We start from the raw sequence: 18,061 nt of genomic DNA, 5'->3' as shown, positions 1-18,061 counted from the left end.
CCGTGGCGGTGGCGGTCGGCGAAATCCGGTGGGGCGGAGAGTATGGCGGGAAAACCGTTTCGGCACAGCTGGTTCGGTAGACGTGCGGGATGGTCACCGGTGGTTGTCCAGCCAGTGCGCCATGGTGTCCAGGGCCGACTGGTCGATGGGCTGGAAGTTGTCGTGCAGGACGTCGGTGGTGGGGCCGAGGGAGTGGCCGAGGCCGGGGAAGAGATGGAGGGTGTGGTCGCGGTTGCCGGCGGCGGCCAGGGCGGCGTCGAGGCTGGACGAACCCGCGGGAGGGACGTTGGCGTCGTCCACGCCCTGCAGGATGAGCACGGGCGCAGTCAGTTTCGGGGCCTGTTCGATGAGGCTGGGGAGGGCGCGGGCCGGGTCGTAGATGTCGTAGATGCCGCCGGGGCGCATCGCGGACTCCAGGTAGAACTGGTAGACGGGGCGAAACTCGAGGTCAACGTCGAGCTTGCCGTCTCGGTTGAGATCCCAGGTCGGGCGGACGGTGAAGTCTCCGGCATCGGCGTTCACGCAGGCGAAGCGGAGCGCGAGCTTGGCCATGAGGCCGCCGTCGCCGTGGAAGGCGCGGTCGAGCTCGTCCGGTCCGAGCAGGCCGTTCGACGCGAACCGCGAGAGGTAGGGCGCGTAGACCTGCTCGCCCTGATAACCGAAGGTCACGCGCCAGGGCAGTGCCACCGGGCCCTGGAAGATGGTTCCGGCCAATTCCGGATGGGTCGTCGCCAGGGCGGCCGCGACGGTGCTGCCCTCGCTCCAGCCGTAGACGAAGACACGGTGCGGGTCGACATGTGAATCCTGCTCGGCGGCGCGCAGGACCTGATCGGCGTCGTTCCGCATGTCGTTCAGGTCGAGTTTGGTCCAGTAGTCGGCATTGTCGACATCGCCGGGGCCGCGCACATAGCGCTTGTTGTACCGCATGACGGCGTAGCCGCGGCTGGTCAGGTCGTCCGCGATATCGAGAAAGATATGGGAGCCGGACGGTTGGTCGGCGTTGAGATCCTCGGGGCCCGACCCCGGAATCAGCACCACCACAGGCGCATTGTGCGCCCCCGCAGGAAAGTCGAGCTCACCCGAGCCGGTGAAATCTCCGAACTGGAAGGCGAAGGACTCGCGTTCGACGGTGGGCTCCGCCGCGGCCACGCCGCCGGTCCCCAGTACCAGCGCCATCGCCCCCAGTGCCACTGCCCCGCGGATCCCCATGAGCGGCAATCTAACCTCCGGTGCGCGATGCGGCAATCCGATTCACCGGTCGAGGTCGTGTAGGCGGGAGGTGAGGAAGTCTGCTTCGATCTTGTTCTCGGCGAGGAGCAGGGCCTCCTGGTAGGCGAGGCGGGCCTCGTCGAATCTGCCCAGGCGGGTGAGGAATTCGGCGCGGGCGGCGGGGAGGTAGTGGTAGGCGGTGAGCTGGGGTTCGGTGGCCAGGCGGTCGAGTTCGTCCAGGCCGCGCTGCGGGCCGTGGGCGTGGCCGAGGGCGACGGCGCGATTGAGGGCGACGACGGGGGAGGGCCAGACGGCGATGAGATGGTCGTAGAGACCGGCGATCTCGTGCCAGTCGGTGGCGTCGAAGGCGGGGGCCTCGGCGTGGACGGCGGCAATGGCCGCCATGAGCGGGAAACGGCCCGGCGCGCGGCCGCGTAATGACCTGCGCACCAAGGCTATTCCCTCGGAGATGGCCCGGCGGTCCCAGTGCGCGCGGTCCTGCTCGGCCAGCGGCAGGAAGCGTCCGGTCTCGTCGGTGCGGGTGCCGCGGCGGGCGTCGGTGAGCAGCAGCAGCGCGTACAGGCCCGCCACATCCGGGTCGTTGGGCAGCAGCAGGCGCAGCATGCGGGCCAGGTCGAGGGCGCGTTCCACCAGCTCGGGGCGGACCAGTTCGGCGCCGGCCGGGGCGGTGTGGCCGGTGGTGAACAGCAGGTGCAGCACGGTCAGCACCGCGTCGACGCGGTCGGGCAGTTCCTCGTCGGACGGGAGGCGATAGGGGATGTGCGCCTCGGCGATCTTCTTCTTGGCCCGCGTGATCCGCGCCGCCATGGTCGGTTCCGCGACCAGGAAGGCGCGCGCGATCTCCGGCGTGGACAGACCACACAGCAGGCGCAGGGTCAGCGCCACCCGCGCCTCCATCGACAGGGCCGGGTGGCAGCAGATGAAGATGAGCCGCAGCCGATCGTCGGCCACCGAGTCCGGGGCGGCCGGGTCGGGCGCCGGATCCTCCACCAGCAGCGGAATCGAGCGCTCGAACGCGATGTCGCGGCGCAGGGCGTCCAGGGCGCGCCGCCTGGCCACCGTGGTCAGCCAGGCGCCGGGGCGATCCGGGATCCCCGACTCCGGCCAGGCCTGCAGAGCCTGTGTGAACGCCTCCTGTACAGCCTCTTCTGCGAGATCGATATCGCGGGTCACCCGCACGGTCGCCGCCAGCACGAAGCCCCACTCGCGCCGGTGCGCGTCGGCGACCGCGGCGGCCACCTCCGGCGTGGTCACGGCTCGTCGTGCGGGTGGATCGGCCGGACCTCGACACAACCGAACGGCGACGGCACGTCCACGGCGATCCGGATGGCCTCGTCCAGATCGGCCGCCTCGACCAGGTAGTAGCCGCCCAGAACCTCTTTGGTCTCGGCGAACACGCCGTCGGTGATGACCGTGCGGCCGTGCTCGTCGTGCCGGACCGTGGTCGCGGTCGAGGTGGGGCGCAGGCGGTTACCGCCGCGCAGCCGGTCGGCGTGCGCGGCCATGAACTCGAGATGCGCGTTCAGGGTGCGCTGGCGAACGGCCGGATCCGTGGCCAGCCAGGTTTGTTCGTCCTGGTGGATCAGCAGCAGGTACTCGGGCATGGCACTGCTCCCTTCGCTGGGGTGGATCGCACGGCTCCGTTGCCGTGTCACTGCCGACGTCGTTGTCGCTCAACCCGTCGTTCGGGATGGCGGAGAAATCGACACGGTCGCGAAAAAATTCTCGATCAGATTGTCGATTCCCGGCCGGAGCCGCGCGACGGATTCACGAGTCGGCCGACCGGGCCGTCCAACCGATAGGAGAAACGACAATGTCCACCTACATCCTCGCCTTCCGCAACGACCCCGACCGCGCAGCCACGCCCGAGCAGGAGCAACTGTGGGCCGACTGGTTCGCCGAGATCGGCGAGCGCGTCACCGATTTCGGTAGTCGCGTCGGCCAGACCGTCATGCTGGGCGACAACCCCGCCGCGCCGGACCGGCTCTCCGGCTATGTCGCCGTCGAGGCCGACGACCTGGATTCGGCGGTGAAACTCGCTTCCGGCTGCCCGGGCCTGACCTACGGCGGCCGCGTGGAGGTCGGCGAACCCGTCCCCATGTCCTGACCTGAGCGTCCGGGCCCGCACCCCACCGGGCCCGGTGCCCGCCCTGACGGCTCGTTCCGGCCGGATCCCTGCCAATTACCCCTATGGGGTATATGGTCGAGGACGGTGAGAGCGAGTCGGCGGAGGAGTGCGAGATGGATCGGCAGAGCGCCCAGCGGACCACGGTCCTGGACATCCGGGGCCTGCACTGGGCCAGCCAGCAGAACGTGGTGAAGGCGGTCCTCGGCCGCCGGCCGGGCGTCCTCGCCGTCGACCCCAACCCCGTCTCCCAAACCGCCACCGTCACCTTCGACCCCGCCCACACCTCCGTCGCCGACCTCCGCGCCTGGATCCAGGAATGCGGCCTGCACTGCGCCGGCCAATCCGTCCCCAACCATGTCTGCGACCCCATGGCCGAACCCGCCGCCCCGGCACCCGCCGCTATGGATCATGCAGCGCATGCGGGAATGGATCGTGCCGCGATGGGGCACGGTGCGCATGCCGGGCATGCGGGGATGTCCATGGAGGACATGGCCGCTGACATGCGGAACCGGTTCGTGGTGGCCGCCGTGTTCTCGGTGCTGGTGATGCTGTGGTCGCCGATGGCCACCGACATGTTCGGGTGGCATCTGCCGGTGCCGTTCGGAATGCGTTCGGACATCTGGGAATTGATCCTCAGCCTGCCGGTGATCTTCTACTCCTCGACCATCTTCTGCACCGGGGCGTGGGCGGCGCTGAAGGCGCGGACGCTGGACATGATGGTGCTGGTCGCGGTCGGCATCGGGGCGGGATGGCTGTACTCCCTCGGCATTACGCTGACCGGCGGCGGCGAGGTCTTCTACGAGGCCTCGACCATGCTGGCCACCTTCGTGCTGCTCGGCCACTGGTTCGAGATGCGGGCGCGGGGCGGCGCCAATGACGCGATTCGCACGCTGCTGGATCTGGCGCCGCCGCAGGCGGTGGTGATCCGGGACGGGAACGAAGTCGAAATCCCCACGGCCGAGGTGAAAGTCGGCGATCTGCTGCTGGTGCGCCCGGGCTCGAAGATCGCGGTGGACGGCCTCGTGGAGGACGGGACCAGCGAGGTCGACGAGTCCATGGTGACCGGCGAGAGTCTGCCGGTGCACAAGGAGCCGGGCTCGGCGGTCATCGGCGCGACCCTCAACGAGAACGGCACGCTGCGGGTGCGCGCCACCAGGGTGGGCGCGGACACCGCGCTGGCTCAGATCGTGAATCTGGTGCAGCAGGCCCAGAATTCGAAGGCCCCGGGCCAGAGACTGGCCGACCGGGCCGCCTTCTGGCTGGTGCTGGTCGCCTTGATCGGCGGTGCGCTGACCCTGGCGGTGTGGTTGCTGGCGGGGGCCACCGTCGCCAAGGCCATGCTGTTCGCCATCACGGTCGTGGTCATCACCTGCCCCGACGCCCTCGGCCTGGCCACCCCGACCGCCATCATGGTCGGCACCGGCCTGGGCGCGAAACGCGGCGTGCTGTTCAAGAACGCGATGGCACTGGAGAGTTCGGCCCGCATCCGGACGGTGGTGATGGACAAGACCGGCACCCTCACCAAGGGCGAGCCGGAGGTCACCGAAATCGTCACCGGCCCCGGGCTTTCCGAGGCCGACCTGCTACCCCTGCTGGCCGCCGTCGAACGCGAGTCCGAGCACCCGCTGGCCGACGCCGTGGTGCGCTACGCCAAGGAGCACGGCCCCACCGACGCCCGCGCGGTGGACTTCGAGAACATCCCCGGTCACGGTGCGATCGCCACCGTGGACGGCCGCCGCGTGGTCATCGGCAATCGCCGCCTGCTCGACCGCGAGGGCGTCGACCTGGGCGAGCTGGCCGCAGCCCGCGACCGGGTGGCGGGCGCTGGCCGGACCGCGGTGCTGGCCGCCGTCGACGGCGAGCCCGCCGCGGTCATCGGCATTGCCGACGCGCCCCGTGAGAGCTCCGCCGCGGCCGTTGCGGACCTGCACGATATGGGCGTCGAAGTGGTGATGCTGACCGGCGACAATCGGGCGACCGCCGAGCGCATCGCCGCCGAACTCGGCATCGACACCGTCATCGCCGAGGTGCTGCCCGGTGACAAGGCCGCCAAGATCATCGAATTGCAGTCCGCCGGACGGAAGATCGCCATGGTCGGCGACGGCGTCAACGACGCCCCCGCCCTGGCCCAGGCCGATCTCGGCATCGCCATCGGTGCGGGCACCGACGTCGCCATCGAGACCGCCGACGTGGTGCTCATGCGCTCCGATCCGCTGGACGTCCCCACCGCGCTGCGGATCGGCCGCGGCACGTTGCGCAAGATGCACCAGAACCTGGCCTGGGCGGTCGGCTACAACAGCCTGGCCCTGCCCATCGCGGCCGGGGTCTTCGAGCCTGCCTTCGGTTTCACGCTGCGACCGGAGATCGCCGCCATGTCCATGTCGGGGTCCAGCATCATCGTGGCCCTGAACGCCCTGTCCCTGAAGCGTTTGCGCCTGCCCGAACGGGAATGAGCCGCACCGGTACCGCTGTGCGCTGGGTTACACCTCGGCCGAGGGGTGAGTCGATTCATGATGCTGAGAGTTAGCTGGTGCTAATACAGTGGGACTGCATCATGTTCCCGGCCCGAAAGACTTGAAAAATGCCCGTCATCGACCTCGGTTCCGCCGCCATCAACCTGGCCAACACCGTCACCGGTATCGCCGCCAACATCACCTACATCCTGAAGGCGTGGGGCCTGGCCTGATCCGCCCCACAACGCGCGAAACCGCCTCCTCGGAGGCGGTTTTCGCGTATGCGGGCAGGGTTACGCGGGACGGCCGCGGTGCTCGTTCCATTCGCGGGCCAGGACGGACATGACGGTCGCGTCGATCCACTCGTCGCCGTAGCGCAGGGATTCACGCAGGACGCCCTCGGGACGGAAGCCGGCCTTCTCGTAGGCGCGGCGGGCGCGCGGGTTGAAGGCATAGACCTCCAGGGAGATTCGGTGCAGGCCGAGCTTCTCGAACCCGTAGCCGACGATCAGCCGCGTCGCCTCGGTGCCCAGCCCGCGGCCCTGGCCATCGGGGCCGATGAGGATGCGGAAGTTGCAGCTGCCATTGCCGGGATCCCACCGATTGAGGACGGCCTCCCCGACGCAGCGGCCGGTCGCGATGTCGGCAATGGCCAAATCGAGACGGTCCGGCTGGGTTTCGCGCGTGGCGTACCAGTCGCGCAAGCGCTCGTGCTCGGCCGGATCCTCCGGCACGGGCTCGGTGGTCTCCTGGTGGACGCTGCCGGTCAGCCGCCGGACATCGGGATCGCGCAGGGCCGCGCGGATGGCGTCGAGGTCTTCGGGAATGAACGGCCGCAGGAGAACTTTCGCGCCGGTCAGGGTGGGCTTGATCGAGAAGTCGGCGGATTCGAACACCGGTGAATTATCGCGCCGAGATCAATAGAGTCGGCGAATGGCCAGTTCACCCTCGGGGACGTCGCCGGCCACGCTCGCCGACGTCCTGCCGTCCGTCGCCGCGTCCTTCGGGCTCGACCAGCGCAATCCGCTGGCCCTCGCGCCCAACCGGGATGTGGTGGTGCTGCTGATCGACGGCCTCGGCGCGGAACTCCTCGCCCGCCACGCCGACAGCGCGCCCACCCTGGCCGCGCACGTCCGCACCACCCTCACCGCGGGCTTCCCCGCCACCACCGCGACCAGTCTCGCCAGTCTCGCCCTCGGCGCGCCCTGCGCGACACACGGCATCATCGGCTACAGCTTCGCCGTGCCCGACCGCGACCGTCTCCGCCTGCTGAATGCGCTGCGCTGGAGTTTCGACAGCGCGACCGGCGAGGACGCCCGCGACGCGTACCCGCCGGAGTCGGTGCAGCCGCACACCAGCCGCCTGGAGGAGCTCGCCGCCCACGGCGTCGAGTTGCACTACGTGATCCCCGCCTACCAGCGCACCTCCGGTCTGACCCGGGCCGCCTTCCGCGCGCCGGGCGCCCTGCACCCGGCCGCCACCCTCGACGAGCTGCGCGCCGGAATCCTCGCTGTCGCACGGCATTCCGGCACGAACTCCCGCTTCGCCTACGCCTATTTCCCCGATCTCGATGCCAACGGTCACCTGTACGGACCCGAATCTCCGCAGTGGCTGGCCGTGCTCCGCGATATCGATGCCTGCCTCGCCGGCCTGTTCGCCGAGCTCCCGTCCACCTGCACGGTGCTGATCACCGGCGATCACGGAATGATCCACGTGGACACCGTCATCGATCTGGACGCGCGGCCCGCGCTGCATCGCGACGTCCGGCTGATCGGCGGCGAGGCGCGGGTCCGCCACATCTACCTCGACCGCCCCGAAGCCCTGGCCGACGCCCACTCCGTGTGGACCGCCGAACTGTCCACGCACGCCACGGTCGTGACCCGCGAGCAGGCGCTCGACGAGCACTGGTTCGGCCCGACACCGCCCATACCGGTGATCGCCTCCCGCATCGGCGATCTCGTCGCCGTCGCCGAGGGCGCCGCGGTCCTGGTCCGCCCGGCCCTCGAGCCCTTGGAGTCCGCCCTCGTTGGCCACCACGGCGCCCGCACCTCGGCCGAGCAACTCGTCCCCCTCATAGTCACACCCTGATTGCAAGTGGGTGCGGCGCTCGCTGCAGCACTCAGGTGCGCAGTAGCGCGGTCTGGACCTTGCGCAGGCGGTCCACATCGCCGCGGAAGCCGGCCACGGCGTCGTTGTAGAGGAACGCCTCCCACAGCCGGACCAGGGCGTAGGCCAGGGTGTCGCGCTCGATGGGAGGCTGGTAGCCCTCGGATTCGGCGCGCGCGATGAACCGCTCCACCAGGGCCACCGCGGTCTGGTGCACGATTCCGTCACCGCGGGTGATCAGGCGCAGGGCCGCGGTCGATTCATTGTCGAAATACGAACGCAGCGCGTCGTTCTCGACCAGCAGATCGATGGTCCGGTTGAGTGCCGCGACGAGCCGTTCACCACCCGCCCCGCGGGAGCGCCGATCGGCATGGGCCACCACTCGCTCCAGCTGCCGCGCCACGGCCGCGCCCAGCAGGCCGTCCCGGGATCCGAACCAGCGGTAGATGCTCGCGCGGCCCACCCCCAGCTGGGCGGCAATGGCATTGACGTCCACCCGTTTTCCGCTCAGGAACACGGCGATGGCGGCTTCGAGCACATCGTCCCGGCTGGCCGAGGCGGGCCGGCCCGGTGCTCTGGTTCCCTCCGCGCGCGTCACGCGGACAGCTTAGGGGCCAGGTATGCCGACAGTGTGCGGGCGGTGGCCACCCGCCCCAGGGTGAGGGCCTGCTGGAGCACCCCGGGATCGCGGTCGATGCGCCCGATATCGGGTGCGCTGTGCGGCGGGCGGATCTGCAGCACGGCCGGATCGGAGTCGAAGTCCCCCTCGTCGCTGTGGTGTCGCTGGACCCGATCGAGCCACGGTCCGACCGTTCCGGGCGCGTGCCGGGACAGGAAGCGGGCCACCACCCGGGATTCCAGACCCGAAGGAGGACGCATGGTTTCGCCGGCGCGGCGGGTGCGCAGCACCAGGACGCGGGTCGCGCCCTGCGTCAATGCCGTTCGCACCGGGACGGATTCGGAGAGCCCGGCATCGACGTACCGGCGCGCGCCGATCCGCACCGGCCGCCCGGCCAGGATCGGCAGACAGGTCGAGGCCCGCAGCGCCGTCTGGACCGAGCGCACATCGCTGAGCTCCGGATGCAGATCGACGGCCGCGCCGGTGTCGGCGTCGGTAGCGATGGGGTGGAAGGTGATCGAATTGGCCAGGATCGCAGGGAAATCCATGGGCACGATGCGCTCGTACACGGTGTGCACCAGGTACTCGGTATCGACCACGCGGCCGCCGCGCAGGGCCCGGGCCGGATTGATCACGCGGTTGATCACTTCGGGATTCCAGGCCCGCCGCGAATCCACCGCGCGCCCGCAGAGCAGCCAGGCGGCGTTCAACGCGCCCGCCGACGCCCCGTACACCGCGTCGAAGCAGGGCAGGATGCCCAATTCCTCGATGGCCATGGCCATGCCGTGCGAGTACGCGCCGCGCGAGGAGCCGCCCTCGATGACGAGGGCCAGCCGATGCGAGTCCGTGCGCTGCCCGGGCGCGCTGCCCTCGCGATGCCGGTGGGCGATGAGCTCGCCGACGCCGAGTGTGCGGTCGTGGTCGGGCACGGATGGCTCCCTTGGATCTCGGTGGTGCGCGCGGCCGTTCGAGTATACGACCCTATTTGAGACACTCGTGTCTCTGTGTATCATATCCGGCGATGGCGTGGGTAGCCATGAACCTGGAGGTCAACGCATGCAACTAGCGCTCACCGACGACGAGCTCGCCTTCCGCGACGAGCTGCGCGCGTTCTATCGGAGCGAGATCCCGGCCGACATCCGCAACCGGCAGCGGCACGGGCAGGAACTGAGCAAGGACGACATCGTCACCACCCAGCGCATCCTCAACGCGCACGGGCTGGCCACCCCGAACTGGCCGGTGGAATGGGGCGGCAAGGACTGGACCCCCATCCAGCGCCACCTCTGGCACGACGAGATGCAGCTGGCCTCGGTGCCCGAACCGCTGACCTTCAACACCAATATGATCGGCCCGGTCATCGCGCACTTCGGTGCCCAGGAGCTCAAGGAACGCTTCCTGCCGGCCACCGCCAATCTCGACATCTGGTGGTGCCAGGGCTTTTCCGAGCCCGAGGCGGGCTCCGACCTGGCCGGACTGCGCACGGTCGCGGTCCGCGACGGCGACAGCTACGTGATCAACGGCCAGAAGACCTGGACCACCGCCGCCCAGTCCGCCGACTGGATGTTCTGCCTGGCGCGCACCAACCCGGACGCGCCCAAGAAGCAGGCCGGCATCTCGATGTTGCTGTTCCCGCTCGACACCCCCGGCGTGACCGTGCGGCCGATCAAGCTCATCGACGGCGGCCACGAGGTCAACGAGGTGTTCCTGGAGAACGTCCGGGTACCCGCGAATCAGCTCGTCGGCGAGGAGAATCAGGGCTGGACCTACGCCAAGTTCCTGCTCGGCAACGAGCGCACCGGCATCGCCGCGGTCGGCCAGACCAAGGTGAAACTGTGGCTGGCCAAGGAGCACGCCAAGCAGACCCGCCTGGGCGAGAAGACCCTGCTCGAGGATCAGCTCTTCGCGACTCGCCTCGCCGAGCTCGAAAACGAGCTGCTGGCACTGGAACTGGTGCAGCTGCGGGTGGCCGCGGGCTCGGCCGACGGCAAGCCCAACCCGGTCTCCTCGATTCTCAAGCTGCGCGGCACCGAACTCCAGCAGGCCGTCACCGAGCTGCTGGTCGACATCGCCGGACCGGATTCCGTTGCGCGCGAGGACGAGTCGGATCCGGACTGGGCCCGCCGCAGCACCGCCACCTACCTGAACTACCGCAAGACATCGATCTACGGAGGATCCAACGAGGTGCAGCGCGGCATCATCGCCTCGACGATCCTCGGACTGTGAGGCAGCACCATGGATTTCGATCTCACCCCCGAACAGGACATGCTGCGCGACACCGTGCGTGACGTGCTGTCCCGCGGCTACACCCCCGAGCGCCGCAACGACATCGTCGGCACCGAACTCGGCTGGGATGCCGAGATCTGGGCCACTTTCGCCGAAATCGGCCTGCTCGGGCTGACTTTCGCCGAGGAGGACGGCGGCATGGGCGCCGGGCCCATCGAGGCCATGCTGGTCATGACCGAGATCGGCCGCGCCCTGGCCCCCGAACCCGTGCTGGACTGCGCACTGCTGCCGGGCGGGCTCATCTCCGCCGTCGGCGCCGACGCACAACGTAAGGACCTGCTGCCGCGCGTCGCCGAAGGGGAGCTCAAGCTCGCCTTCGCACACGGCGAGCCGGGGCTGCGCTGGCCCGCCACCGACACCGCCACCCAGGCGGTGCGGCAGCCGGACGGCTGGCGCATCACCGGCCGCAAACACCCGGTCTCCCACGGTGATTGCGCCGATCTGCTCATCGTGAGCGCGGCGCTCGACGACGGTATCGGGCTGTTCCTCGTCGACCCCGCCGACCCGGGCGTGCGGCGCACCCGCTACGCCACCCACGACGGGCTGCGCGGCGCGGACATCGCATTCGACGGCGCGGTGGCCGAACCGCTCGGCGAGCCGGTCGATGCCGCCGCCGCCATCCAGGCCGCCCTGGCCGGGGCGCAGGCCGCGCTGTGCGCCGAAGCCATCGGCGCGATGGAGGAGTCCCTGCGGCTCACCGCGGAATACCTGAAGACGCGCAAGCAGTTCGGGGTGCCGCTGCGCACCTTCCAGACCCTGACCCAGCGCGCCGCCGATATGTACGTGTCGCTGGAACTGGCCCGCGGCATGAGCATGTACGCGTCCATGTCGCTGGCCGACGGCATCGTCGATCCGGTCGTCGCCTCCCGCGCCAAACTGCGGATCGGACGCTCCGCCCGGCACATCGGGCAGGAGGCCATCCAGATGCACGGCGGCATCGGCATGACCGACGAATACCCCGTCGGCCACTACACCGCGCGGCTCACCGCCATCGAGCACACCCTCGGTGACTCCGCCGACCACCTGCGCTACCTCGGCGGGTACGTGGCCGATTACCAGATGGTCGAAATCTGATGCACATTCGCGGCGCGGTCCTGGAGGAGATCGGACGGGCGCGGCCCTACGCGCAGTCGCGGCCGATCACCGTGTGCCGGCTCGAACTCGGCGATCCCGGGCCCACCGAGGTGCTGGTCGCCATCGAGGCGGCCGGGCTGTGCCACTCGGATCTGAGTGTGGTGGACGGCAATCGGCCCCGCCCGCTGCCCATGCTGCTCGGCCACGAGGCCGCGGGCACCGTGCTGGCGGTCGGCGAGCGGGTCGCCGATCTGCTCATCGGACAGCGAGTGGTCATGTCCTTCCTGCCGCGCTGCGAAGAGTGCGACGCGTGCGCGCGGGACGGGCAGCTGCCCTGCACCGCGGGCACCCGCGCCAATACCGCCGGTGAACTGCTGCACCATGCCGGGCACCTGTCGCGCGGCGGCGACCGGGTGCGGCACCACCTGGGCGTCTCCGGCTTCGCCACACACGCCGTGGTGGACCGGGCCTCCCTGGTGCCGGTCGGCAACTCGGTGCCGCCGGAGATCGCGGCACTGTTCGGGTGCGCGGTGCTGACCGGCGGCGGGGCGGTACTGAACGTGGCCGATCCGCGTCCCCAGGACAGCCTCATGGTGGTCGGGCTCGGCGGCGTCGGGATGGCCGCCCTGCTGACCGCGAAAGCCATTGGCGTGCAACGGCTCATCGCGGTGGATCGGCTGGCGGACAAACTCGCCCTGGCGAAGGAGCTCGGGGCCACCGAGACGTACACGCCGGAGCAGATCGCCGACCAGGGGATCCGGGCGCGGTACGTGGTGGAGTGCGCCGGGCATCCGGCCGCATTCGAAACCGCCTATACGGCAACCGAACCCGGTGGCATGACCATCACCGTCGGGCTGCCCGGGCCCAATTCGACGGTGACCCTGCCGCCGCTGAGCATCACCGCCGAGGCCCGCACCATCGTCGGCAGCTACCTGGGTTCCGCGGTGCCGGCCCGGGATATTCCGCGCTACGAACAGATGTGGCGGGAAGGGCGGCTGCCGGTCGAGAAATTGATCACCTCTCGAATCGGGCTGGAGGAGATCAATGAAGCGTTGGATCTCCTGGCCGATGGAGCAGCGGTCCGCCAGATCATCGTGTTCGACCATTCCTGAATCGAGAGTGGTTGCACCGCAGTGAAAGACAGCGAAGACCCGGCGAGCCAACCTCTCGCCGGGTCTTCGCCCGCTTCCGACGTCGAATGTCAGTTGGTCCGAGTCACCGCCGGCGGATTCCAGCCGCCGTCGACGATCTTCTGGTCGGGCCAATAGGTGCGCAGCATCAGGTTGAAATCACCCGACGCGGGGGCCGGAAGCCAGTTGGCTTCCTTTTCCGGGCCCGGGTTCTCGCGCTGAACGTAGATGTCGACCGACCCATCCGAGCTCTTGGTCAGGCGTTCGCCGCGCACCGCGTAGCGGTTCAACGGGTTGTCGACGAAGAAGCCACGCTGGTCGTACATGGTCAGCGACCAGAAGCCCTTGACCGGTGGGATCTGGTCGGCGGCGAAGTGCAGAACATAGGTGTTGTCCGCATTCAACTGGGTCTTCCTGTCGTCGACGCTACCGGACGGGTAGATCGCGTCCTGGGGCAGATTGGCGCCCAGACCTGCGTAGGCGATCATGGCGCGGGTGGCGTAGTCGGTGCCGTAGTCACCGATCTCGTTGCGCGTGATCTTCCAGCCGTTGACCTCGTTCTTGTCCGGAATGGTTTCGATCTGTGAAAGCGCCCTGGGCCAGGCCTGCTCCCAGCGGGTGCGCTCGGTCTCGGACAGTGTGGACAGGTCGAGCTTCTTGTCCGGCGTCCAGCCGATCGCGGCCAGCTTGTCGAGCAGGGCCTTGTCATCGGGGCGAGTCTCGTTGTGCGACAAGGCCGAGTAGTACAGGTCCCAGTACTGCTGCGGGGTCAGATCGTGAATGTATTGGACGACCTCCTGATCCTTGGGCCAGTCCGGGTGCGGATCGATGTTCTGCGGCGGCGTGTACGCGGCGCCGTTGGCACTGAGCGGAGCCGCCGTCATCTGATTCTGGATGGCGATCACATTGGGAACGTCCTCGGGGCCGTCGACTTCGATGCGGCCGATCATCCAGCCGGAATCGGTGGGGAGACGGTATTCGTGTACGCCCTCGGGCAGGCTGCCATGGAAGTTCGGGCCGACGATCGCGAACTGGTAACCGTGCACATCCCCCAGCGTGCGGGGGCCCGGGGCAGCATCGACATTGCTCCACATGTCCAGGATCGGGAACAAGTGATACCGCCCGCCCATATCGGGCACGCTCACCACGAGCGGTTCCTGGGATACGTCGAAGAACATCGAGGTGTAGAGGGTGTCGACATTGGGGCGCACCACGCTGGTGAACTTCGCATCGGGCAGGAAGTGCAGGGGCGCCAGCTGATTCATCGGCGCCGTGCCTGTCGACGGATCCGCCGTGGGAACGTTCGTCGACTGCCTCCGTGTCACCTCGACCGACACCAGCGGATAGGTGTAGGCATATGCCTGCACCGCCAGATCATCGGCGCTCGGCGCGGACGAGGGCGACGTCGTCGATGACGACTCCGACGAATTCTTCGAGCAGGCGGCGGACGCCACCGCGACCGCGGCCACGAGGCCCGTCGCCATGGCCGCCCAGGCCCACCGGGATTTCGAACTACTGATCACCGCATCCTCCTGGTTGGGAATTTTCGAACGCAGCTCGAGTCGACTGATTGACAGCAAACTCTCAGCGAGAGTATCGAGCGGTGGGGTAGAAGTGCGTAATTTAGAGGACGAAACCTCATTTCAAGCCTTTGTCCTGCCAGCCGGCATTCTCTAACTGGACCTAAACAGCGGTCAGCAATCAGATAGCGATCATCCGTTGCGGGGATGAGCCGACCGCGGTCCGCTTGGCGTAGTCGGTTACCTGGGTGACGCGATCGGTCCTGGGCTCCGCGTGGGATTCTCGACAAAATGGCAGAGGTTCGAAACCGAAGAGAGAAAAGGGATTCGACTGATGTCGCAAGTCATCCGGGACCTCGAGGACAAGGTCGCTCTGATCATCGGCGGCACCCGGAATCAGGGTGCGGAATTCGCCAAGAACATCGCTGGGCGCGGTGCCACCACGATCGTCACCTATCAGGGGGACGAGCAGGCCGCCAAGGCAACGCTCGCGACGCTCGAGACGTTCCGCGCGACAGTGGAAGCGGTCCGCTCCGACGCCACCTCGGCCGTGGAGGTCGACGCACTGTTCGCGGATATCGTTGCGCGCCATGGCAAGCTGGATATCGTCGTGCACGTGCCGGGGCGGGTCATCAAGAAGCCGATCGCGGACACCACCGACGACGACTTCGATCAGCTGATCGTGCGCAATACCCGGACCGCGTTCAATACGCTGCGCGCCACGGCCCGGCACATTGCCGACAATGGTCGCTATGTCGTGTTGTCCACCACCCTCACCTCGATCATGACCGGCACCTACGGGCTGTATTCGGGATCGAAGGCGGCCGTCGAGCGGATGGTGGTCGCCGCGGCCAAGGAGCTGGGTGAGCGCGGTATCACGGTCAATGCCGTCGCGCCCGGTCCGGTCGACGACGACTTCTTCCGCGGCGCGGAGACGCCCGAATCCATTGCGGCCGCGGCACTGCACAATCCGCACGGGCGTCTCGGTCTCCCCACCGACACCGCACCGCTGGTCGGGTGGCTGGTCAGTGCCGAGGCAGGTTGGGTCTCGGGACAGACGATCCGGGCCAACGGCGCGATGTTCTGAGCGTGCCCACCTCAATCGTGGACACCGGCCGGGTGCGGTCGAATCGCACCTGGCTGCCATGGGCCACCGCCGCCTGCTGGTTGCTCACGCTGTCGTACTTTCCCGTCTCGCTGGTGGTGGCCCACGCGTGGCCGACGGGATACAGCATGTCGGGCAACTACATCAGCGACCTGGGCATCACGCGGTGTGGCGACTACGTCGATCGCGATGGGGCCCCGCGATGGGTGTGCTCGCCCGATCACGCGGTGCAGAACGTGATGTTCGTGTCGACCGGCCTGCTGACCTTCGCCGGGGCACTGAGCTGGGCGCGGATGTGGAGCGGTCGTCGATTCCGGGCCGGGTGCGCGCTGGTGGCTGTCGCCGGTCTCGGCATCACGGGAATCGGGCTGGCGCCCTGGGATATTCGGCCACAGGCGCACGACACGATCGCATTGGCACAGTGGTTCGCGCAGTTGGCGGGCATGGTCCTGATCACGCCGGAGGCGGCGCGCAGGCGGCGCGGCCTGGCCGTCGGCACCGCACTGGCCGTGGCGATCTCGGTGATCGGCGGTGTGTTCCTGTTCGCGAGAAACCATTTCGGTCTCGGTGCGGGCGTGTCGGAACGCATCGCGTTCGACACGCTCACCGTGTGGGGCGGGCAGGTCGGATGCGTTCTGTTGCTCACCCCCGAAGGCGGTCGGCGCGGCGGTAGGCATCCGGAGACAGACCGGTCCAACCGTCGAAGGCACGGCTGAGCGCGCGAGCATCGCTGTAGCCGACACGCAGCGCGATGGCCTGCACGGTGAGCGAGGTGTGACGCAGCAGTCGGGTGGCCTGCTCACACCGCACCGCGGCCAGCTCCTCGCTCCAGGAGGTGCCCGCCTCGGACAACCGCCGCTGCAGGGTGCGGTCACTGATCCACAGCCGCGCGGCCACGGCGGCGACCCGCGGGCCCCGTTTCGGCGAGCTGTCCGTCGGCCCGGTGCTCTGCGCTATCTCCGAATGCAGCGCCGCGCGGAAGGATTCGATCCATCCGGGAATCGGACGCGCCGCGCCGATGGCATGCTGGGCGGCGGTGTGCAGGATCCGGCGCAGTTCGGAATCATAGGGCCGCGCCTCGGTCCGAATTCCAGTGATCCGATAGTGGATCAGGTCTGCCGGTTGGCCGAAATGAATCACCGTGGTGCCCAGGGCATCTTCGAGATATCGATGATGCCGGGGCGCAGGGTGCGCGAAGTCGACTCGCACGGGCACCGCTGCGTCGCCGAAGGCATCGCGGGCGCGCCGGACGGCCACCGTCACCGCGAACTCGTTGATGATGCCGCGGGTCTCGCCATAGGTGGTGCCGCGGTACCCGACCGTGAGCGCGGACCCGTTGTCGGTGACCTCCAACTGCGCCGCCGGATCGCAGATCACGACGCTGAACCGCGATGCGTCGTGAAATCCTTCGGCCAGTGTCGGAGCACTGCTGAACAGATAGTCCCAGATATGCAACCGCCCGCGATCGGCCATATCCGCGGCCCGCACGCCCGCCTCGTTGCCGACGACGTGCTCCATCAGCGCCCACAGTCGATACTGGCTCTCCGAGGGAATGCGAACCCGGTCATCGGCCAGCAACTTCCGATCGAAGCTTCCGATTCGCGTGGCCTCCACCTCGTCGATACCGGACCTGACCGCTGTGTCCAGCACAATGCGCACCACATGCCCCGAGACGGTCCGCTCGAGCGCGGGATTCGCGATATCCATCACCATCTCGATTCTGCGCCACGGTGCGGTTCGGTCGAATCAGTGTTCGCAGAGAGAGAATTCGCGCTTGTAGGGCGAGTCCGACGCGCCGCCGAACCCCGTCTCCGAGTTCCGCTCGACCCCCCGAGCGGCCCGCGCGACGGTCATTGGATATGGACGGTCACTGGATGTAGAGGGCGGTCAGTGTGCCGTGGACAGTAGGCGGGCTCGCTGGCGAGCCTCGTCCTCGGCGCAGGTGGTGGCGAGGGCGCGGTGGCGGTTGGTGCGGACCGCCGCGCTGAAGAGCTGGTATTCGGCCGAGGGGACGCAGACCTCGCGATAGGGATGTCGGTGCCCGGCCCGGCGCTGCGGGCCCGGAATAACCACGCCGCGACGGGGATCGGGGCCGTCCTCCTGGGAGCGCACCCACTTCTGCATGGTGCGGGAATCGATACTGGGCAGGTATTCCACCGCACGATCCCATTCCAGGCCCTCCACCTGCATCGGATCGGCGACCGCGGTGACGACAACGGCGTATGCCGTACCGACGGTGTTGTCCGCCATTGGATCTACCCCCTGTCCATGCTCGAGATCTCCGGCGTTGCGCGGGGAATGTTCAGGATACGTCGAAAGATCTTGCACTACTGAGTCTTTCGCTGTACCCACAGGTTGTTTGCGGGTACTCCACAGTCTCCGATAGGCCGAATCGGCCAGGTGTCGGCGGAAT

General features: G+C 68.4%; 17 protein-coding genes. 8 read left to right on the top strand and 9 right to left on the bottom strand.

Annotated elements, in window-relative coordinates:
• Positions 1-93: 93 nt before the first annotated feature.
• The 3 genes from ACWEQQ_RS11905 to ACWEQQ_RS11895 are packed head-to-tail and all read right to left on the bottom strand — an operon-like array spanning position 94 to position 2,834.
• Complete coding sequence (locus ACWEQQ_RS11905) at positions 94-1,209, bottom strand: alpha/beta hydrolase family protein (protein WP_452348194.1); 1,116 nt, start codon at positions 1,207-1,209, stop codon at positions 94-96.
• Between the two features lie 42 nt (positions 1,210-1,251).
• Positions 1,252-2,484: an RNA polymerase sigma factor gene (locus tag ACWEQQ_RS11900; RefSeq protein ID WP_452341300.1), complete on the bottom strand. Its 1,233-nt coding sequence runs from the start codon at positions 2,482-2,484 to the stop codon at positions 1,252-1,254.
• Positions 2,481-2,834, bottom strand: a complete 354-nt coding sequence (locus ACWEQQ_RS11895) for a YciI family protein (protein ID WP_452348193.1) — start codon at positions 2,832-2,834, stop codon at positions 2,481-2,483. The genes ACWEQQ_RS11900 and ACWEQQ_RS11895 overlap by 4 nt, the downstream gene beginning before the upstream one ends.
• A 209-nt stretch (positions 2,835-3,043) precedes the next feature.
• On the opposite strand from ACWEQQ_RS11895, the gene ACWEQQ_RS11890 reads away from it, so the two are divergent.
• Both ACWEQQ_RS11890 and ACWEQQ_RS11885 read left to right on the top strand, forming a co-directional pair.
• Positions 3,044-3,337, top strand: a complete 294-nt coding sequence (locus ACWEQQ_RS11890; RefSeq protein ID WP_452348192.1) for a hypothetical protein — start codon at positions 3,044-3,046, stop codon at positions 3,335-3,337.
• A gap of 134 nt (positions 3,338-3,471) precedes the next feature.
• Positions 3,472-5,811, top strand: a complete 2,340-nt coding sequence (locus ACWEQQ_RS11885; protein WP_452348191.1) for a heavy metal translocating P-type ATPase — start codon at positions 3,472-3,474, stop codon at positions 5,809-5,811.
• Between the two features lie 293 nt (positions 5,812-6,104).
• Here the strand turns inward: ACWEQQ_RS11885 and ACWEQQ_RS11880 are convergent, their stop codons facing one another.
• On the bottom strand, positions 6,105-6,707 hold the full coding sequence (locus tag ACWEQQ_RS11880; RefSeq protein WP_452348190.1) for a GNAT family N-acetyltransferase: 603 nt from the start codon (positions 6,705-6,707) through the stop codon (positions 6,105-6,107).
• A gap of 37 nt (positions 6,708-6,744) precedes the next feature.
• On the opposite strand from ACWEQQ_RS11880, the gene ACWEQQ_RS11875 reads away from it, so the two are divergent.
• A complete protein-coding gene (locus tag ACWEQQ_RS11875; RefSeq protein WP_452348189.1) occupies positions 6,745-7,899 on the top strand; it encodes an alkaline phosphatase family protein in 1,155 nt (384 codons plus the stop codon).
• A gap of 31 nt (positions 7,900-7,930) precedes the next feature.
• Here ACWEQQ_RS11875 and ACWEQQ_RS11870 read toward each other — a convergent pair whose 3' ends face one another.
• Both ACWEQQ_RS11870 and ACWEQQ_RS11865 read right to left on the bottom strand, forming a co-directional pair.
• Positions 7,931-8,515, bottom strand: a complete 585-nt coding sequence (locus ACWEQQ_RS11870; protein ID WP_452341306.1) for a QsdR family transcriptional regulator — start codon at positions 8,513-8,515, stop codon at positions 7,931-7,933.
• Complete coding sequence (locus ACWEQQ_RS11865; RefSeq protein ID WP_452348188.1) at positions 8,512-9,465, bottom strand: patatin-like phospholipase family protein; 954 nt, start codon at positions 9,463-9,465, stop codon at positions 8,512-8,514. The genes ACWEQQ_RS11870 and ACWEQQ_RS11865 overlap by 4 nt, the downstream gene beginning before the upstream one ends.
• A 127-nt stretch (positions 9,466-9,592) precedes the next feature.
• Between ACWEQQ_RS11865 and ACWEQQ_RS11860 the strand changes: the two genes are divergently transcribed.
• Genes ACWEQQ_RS11860 through ACWEQQ_RS11850 form a run of 3 tightly spaced genes read left to right on the top strand, consistent with a single transcriptional unit; the run spans position 9,593 to position 13,005 of the window.
• On the top strand, positions 9,593-10,759 hold the full coding sequence (locus ACWEQQ_RS11860; RefSeq protein WP_357004228.1) for an acyl-CoA dehydrogenase family protein: 1,167 nt from the start codon (positions 9,593-9,595) through the stop codon (positions 10,757-10,759).
• A gap of 9 nt (positions 10,760-10,768) precedes the next feature.
• Positions 10,769-11,893: an acyl-CoA dehydrogenase family protein gene (locus ACWEQQ_RS11855; protein WP_452341309.1), complete on the top strand. Its 1,125-nt coding sequence runs from the start codon at positions 10,769-10,771 to the stop codon at positions 11,891-11,893.
• On the top strand, positions 11,893-13,005 hold the full coding sequence (locus tag ACWEQQ_RS11850) for a zinc-binding dehydrogenase (RefSeq protein WP_452348187.1): 1,113 nt from the start codon (positions 11,893-11,895) through the stop codon (positions 13,003-13,005). Before ACWEQQ_RS11855 ends, ACWEQQ_RS11850 begins: the two co-directional genes overlap by 1 nt.
• An 89-nt stretch (positions 13,006-13,094) precedes the next feature.
• Here ACWEQQ_RS11850 and ACWEQQ_RS11845 read toward each other — a convergent pair whose 3' ends face one another.
• The gene (locus ACWEQQ_RS11845) at positions 13,095-14,546 is read right to left on the bottom strand and encodes a DUF1254 domain-containing protein (RefSeq protein WP_452348186.1); all 1,452 of its coding nucleotides are present in this window, start codon (positions 14,544-14,546) and stop codon (positions 13,095-13,097) included.
• A 331-nt stretch (positions 14,547-14,877) separates the two neighbouring features.
• Between ACWEQQ_RS11845 and ACWEQQ_RS11840 the strand changes: the two genes are divergently transcribed.
• Together ACWEQQ_RS11840 and ACWEQQ_RS11835 are read left to right on the top strand one after the other, a co-directional pair.
• The gene (locus ACWEQQ_RS11840) at positions 14,878-15,630 is read left to right on the top strand and encodes an SDR family oxidoreductase (protein ID WP_452348185.1); all 753 of its coding nucleotides are present in this window, start codon (positions 14,878-14,880) and stop codon (positions 15,628-15,630) included.
• Positions 15,631-15,632: 2 nt separating this feature from the next.
• Positions 15,633-16,364, top strand: a complete 732-nt coding sequence (locus tag ACWEQQ_RS11835; protein WP_452348184.1) for a DUF998 domain-containing protein — start codon at positions 15,633-15,635, stop codon at positions 16,362-16,364.
• Here ACWEQQ_RS11835 and ACWEQQ_RS11830 read toward each other — a convergent pair.
• Both ACWEQQ_RS11830 and ACWEQQ_RS11825 read right to left on the bottom strand, forming a co-directional pair.
• Positions 16,291-17,355, bottom strand: coding sequence for an AraC family transcriptional regulator ligand-binding domain-containing protein (locus tag ACWEQQ_RS11830; protein ID WP_452348319.1), 1,065 nt, complete (start codon positions 17,353-17,355; stop codon positions 16,291-16,293). The genes ACWEQQ_RS11835 and ACWEQQ_RS11830 overlap by 74 nt on opposite strands.
• A gap of 180 nt (positions 17,356-17,535) precedes the next feature.
• Complete coding sequence (locus tag ACWEQQ_RS11825; protein WP_452341315.1) at positions 17,536-17,898, bottom strand: hypothetical protein; 363 nt, start codon at positions 17,896-17,898, stop codon at positions 17,536-17,538.
• Between the last annotated feature and the right edge of the window lie 163 nt (positions 17,899-18,061).

The organism is Nocardia sp. NPDC004123 (assembly GCF_053603795.1).
The sequence above is the reverse complement of the archived record's forward strand: the minus strand, read 5'-3'. Positions and strand labels throughout refer to the sequence as shown.

What these genes read in the sequence shown, in the direction of transcription:
- ACWEQQ_RS11875 (WP_452348189.1), top strand. Translation starts at nt 6,745, where the DNA reads ATGGCCAGTTCACCCTCGGGGACGTCGCCGGCCACGCTCGCCGACGTC.
- ACWEQQ_RS11890 (WP_452348192.1), top strand. Translation starts at nt 3,044, where the DNA reads ATGTCCACCTACATCCTCGCCTTCCGCAACGACCCCGACCGCGCAGCC.
- ACWEQQ_RS11830 (WP_452348319.1), bottom strand. Translation starts at nt 17,355, where the DNA reads ATGGATATCGCGAATCCCGCGCTCGAGCGGACCGTCTCGGGGCATGTG.
- ACWEQQ_RS11895 (WP_452348193.1), bottom strand. Translation starts at nt 2,834, where the DNA reads ATGCCCGAGTACCTGCTGCTGATCCACCAGGACGAACAAACCTGGCTG.
- ACWEQQ_RS11855 (WP_452341309.1), top strand. Translation starts at nt 10,769, where the DNA reads ATGGATTTCGATCTCACCCCCGAACAGGACATGCTGCGCGACACCGTG.
- ACWEQQ_RS11905 (WP_452348194.1), bottom strand. Translation starts at nt 1,209, where the DNA reads ATGGGGATCCGCGGGGCAGTGGCACTGGGGGCGATGGCGCTGGTACTG.
- ACWEQQ_RS11860 (WP_357004228.1), top strand. Translation starts at nt 9,593, where the DNA reads ATGCAACTAGCGCTCACCGACGACGAGCTCGCCTTCCGCGACGAGCTG.
- ACWEQQ_RS11850 (WP_452348187.1), top strand. Translation starts at nt 11,893, where the DNA reads ATGCACATTCGCGGCGCGGTCCTGGAGGAGATCGGACGGGCGCGGCCC.
- ACWEQQ_RS11840 (WP_452348185.1), top strand. Translation starts at nt 14,878, where the DNA reads ATGTCGCAAGTCATCCGGGACCTCGAGGACAAGGTCGCTCTGATCATC.
- ACWEQQ_RS11825 (WP_452341315.1), bottom strand. Translation starts at nt 17,898, where the DNA reads ATGGCGGACAACACCGTCGGTACGGCATACGCCGTTGTCGTCACCGCG.
- ACWEQQ_RS11885 (WP_452348191.1), top strand. Translation starts at nt 3,472, where the DNA reads ATGGATCGGCAGAGCGCCCAGCGGACCACGGTCCTGGACATCCGGGGC.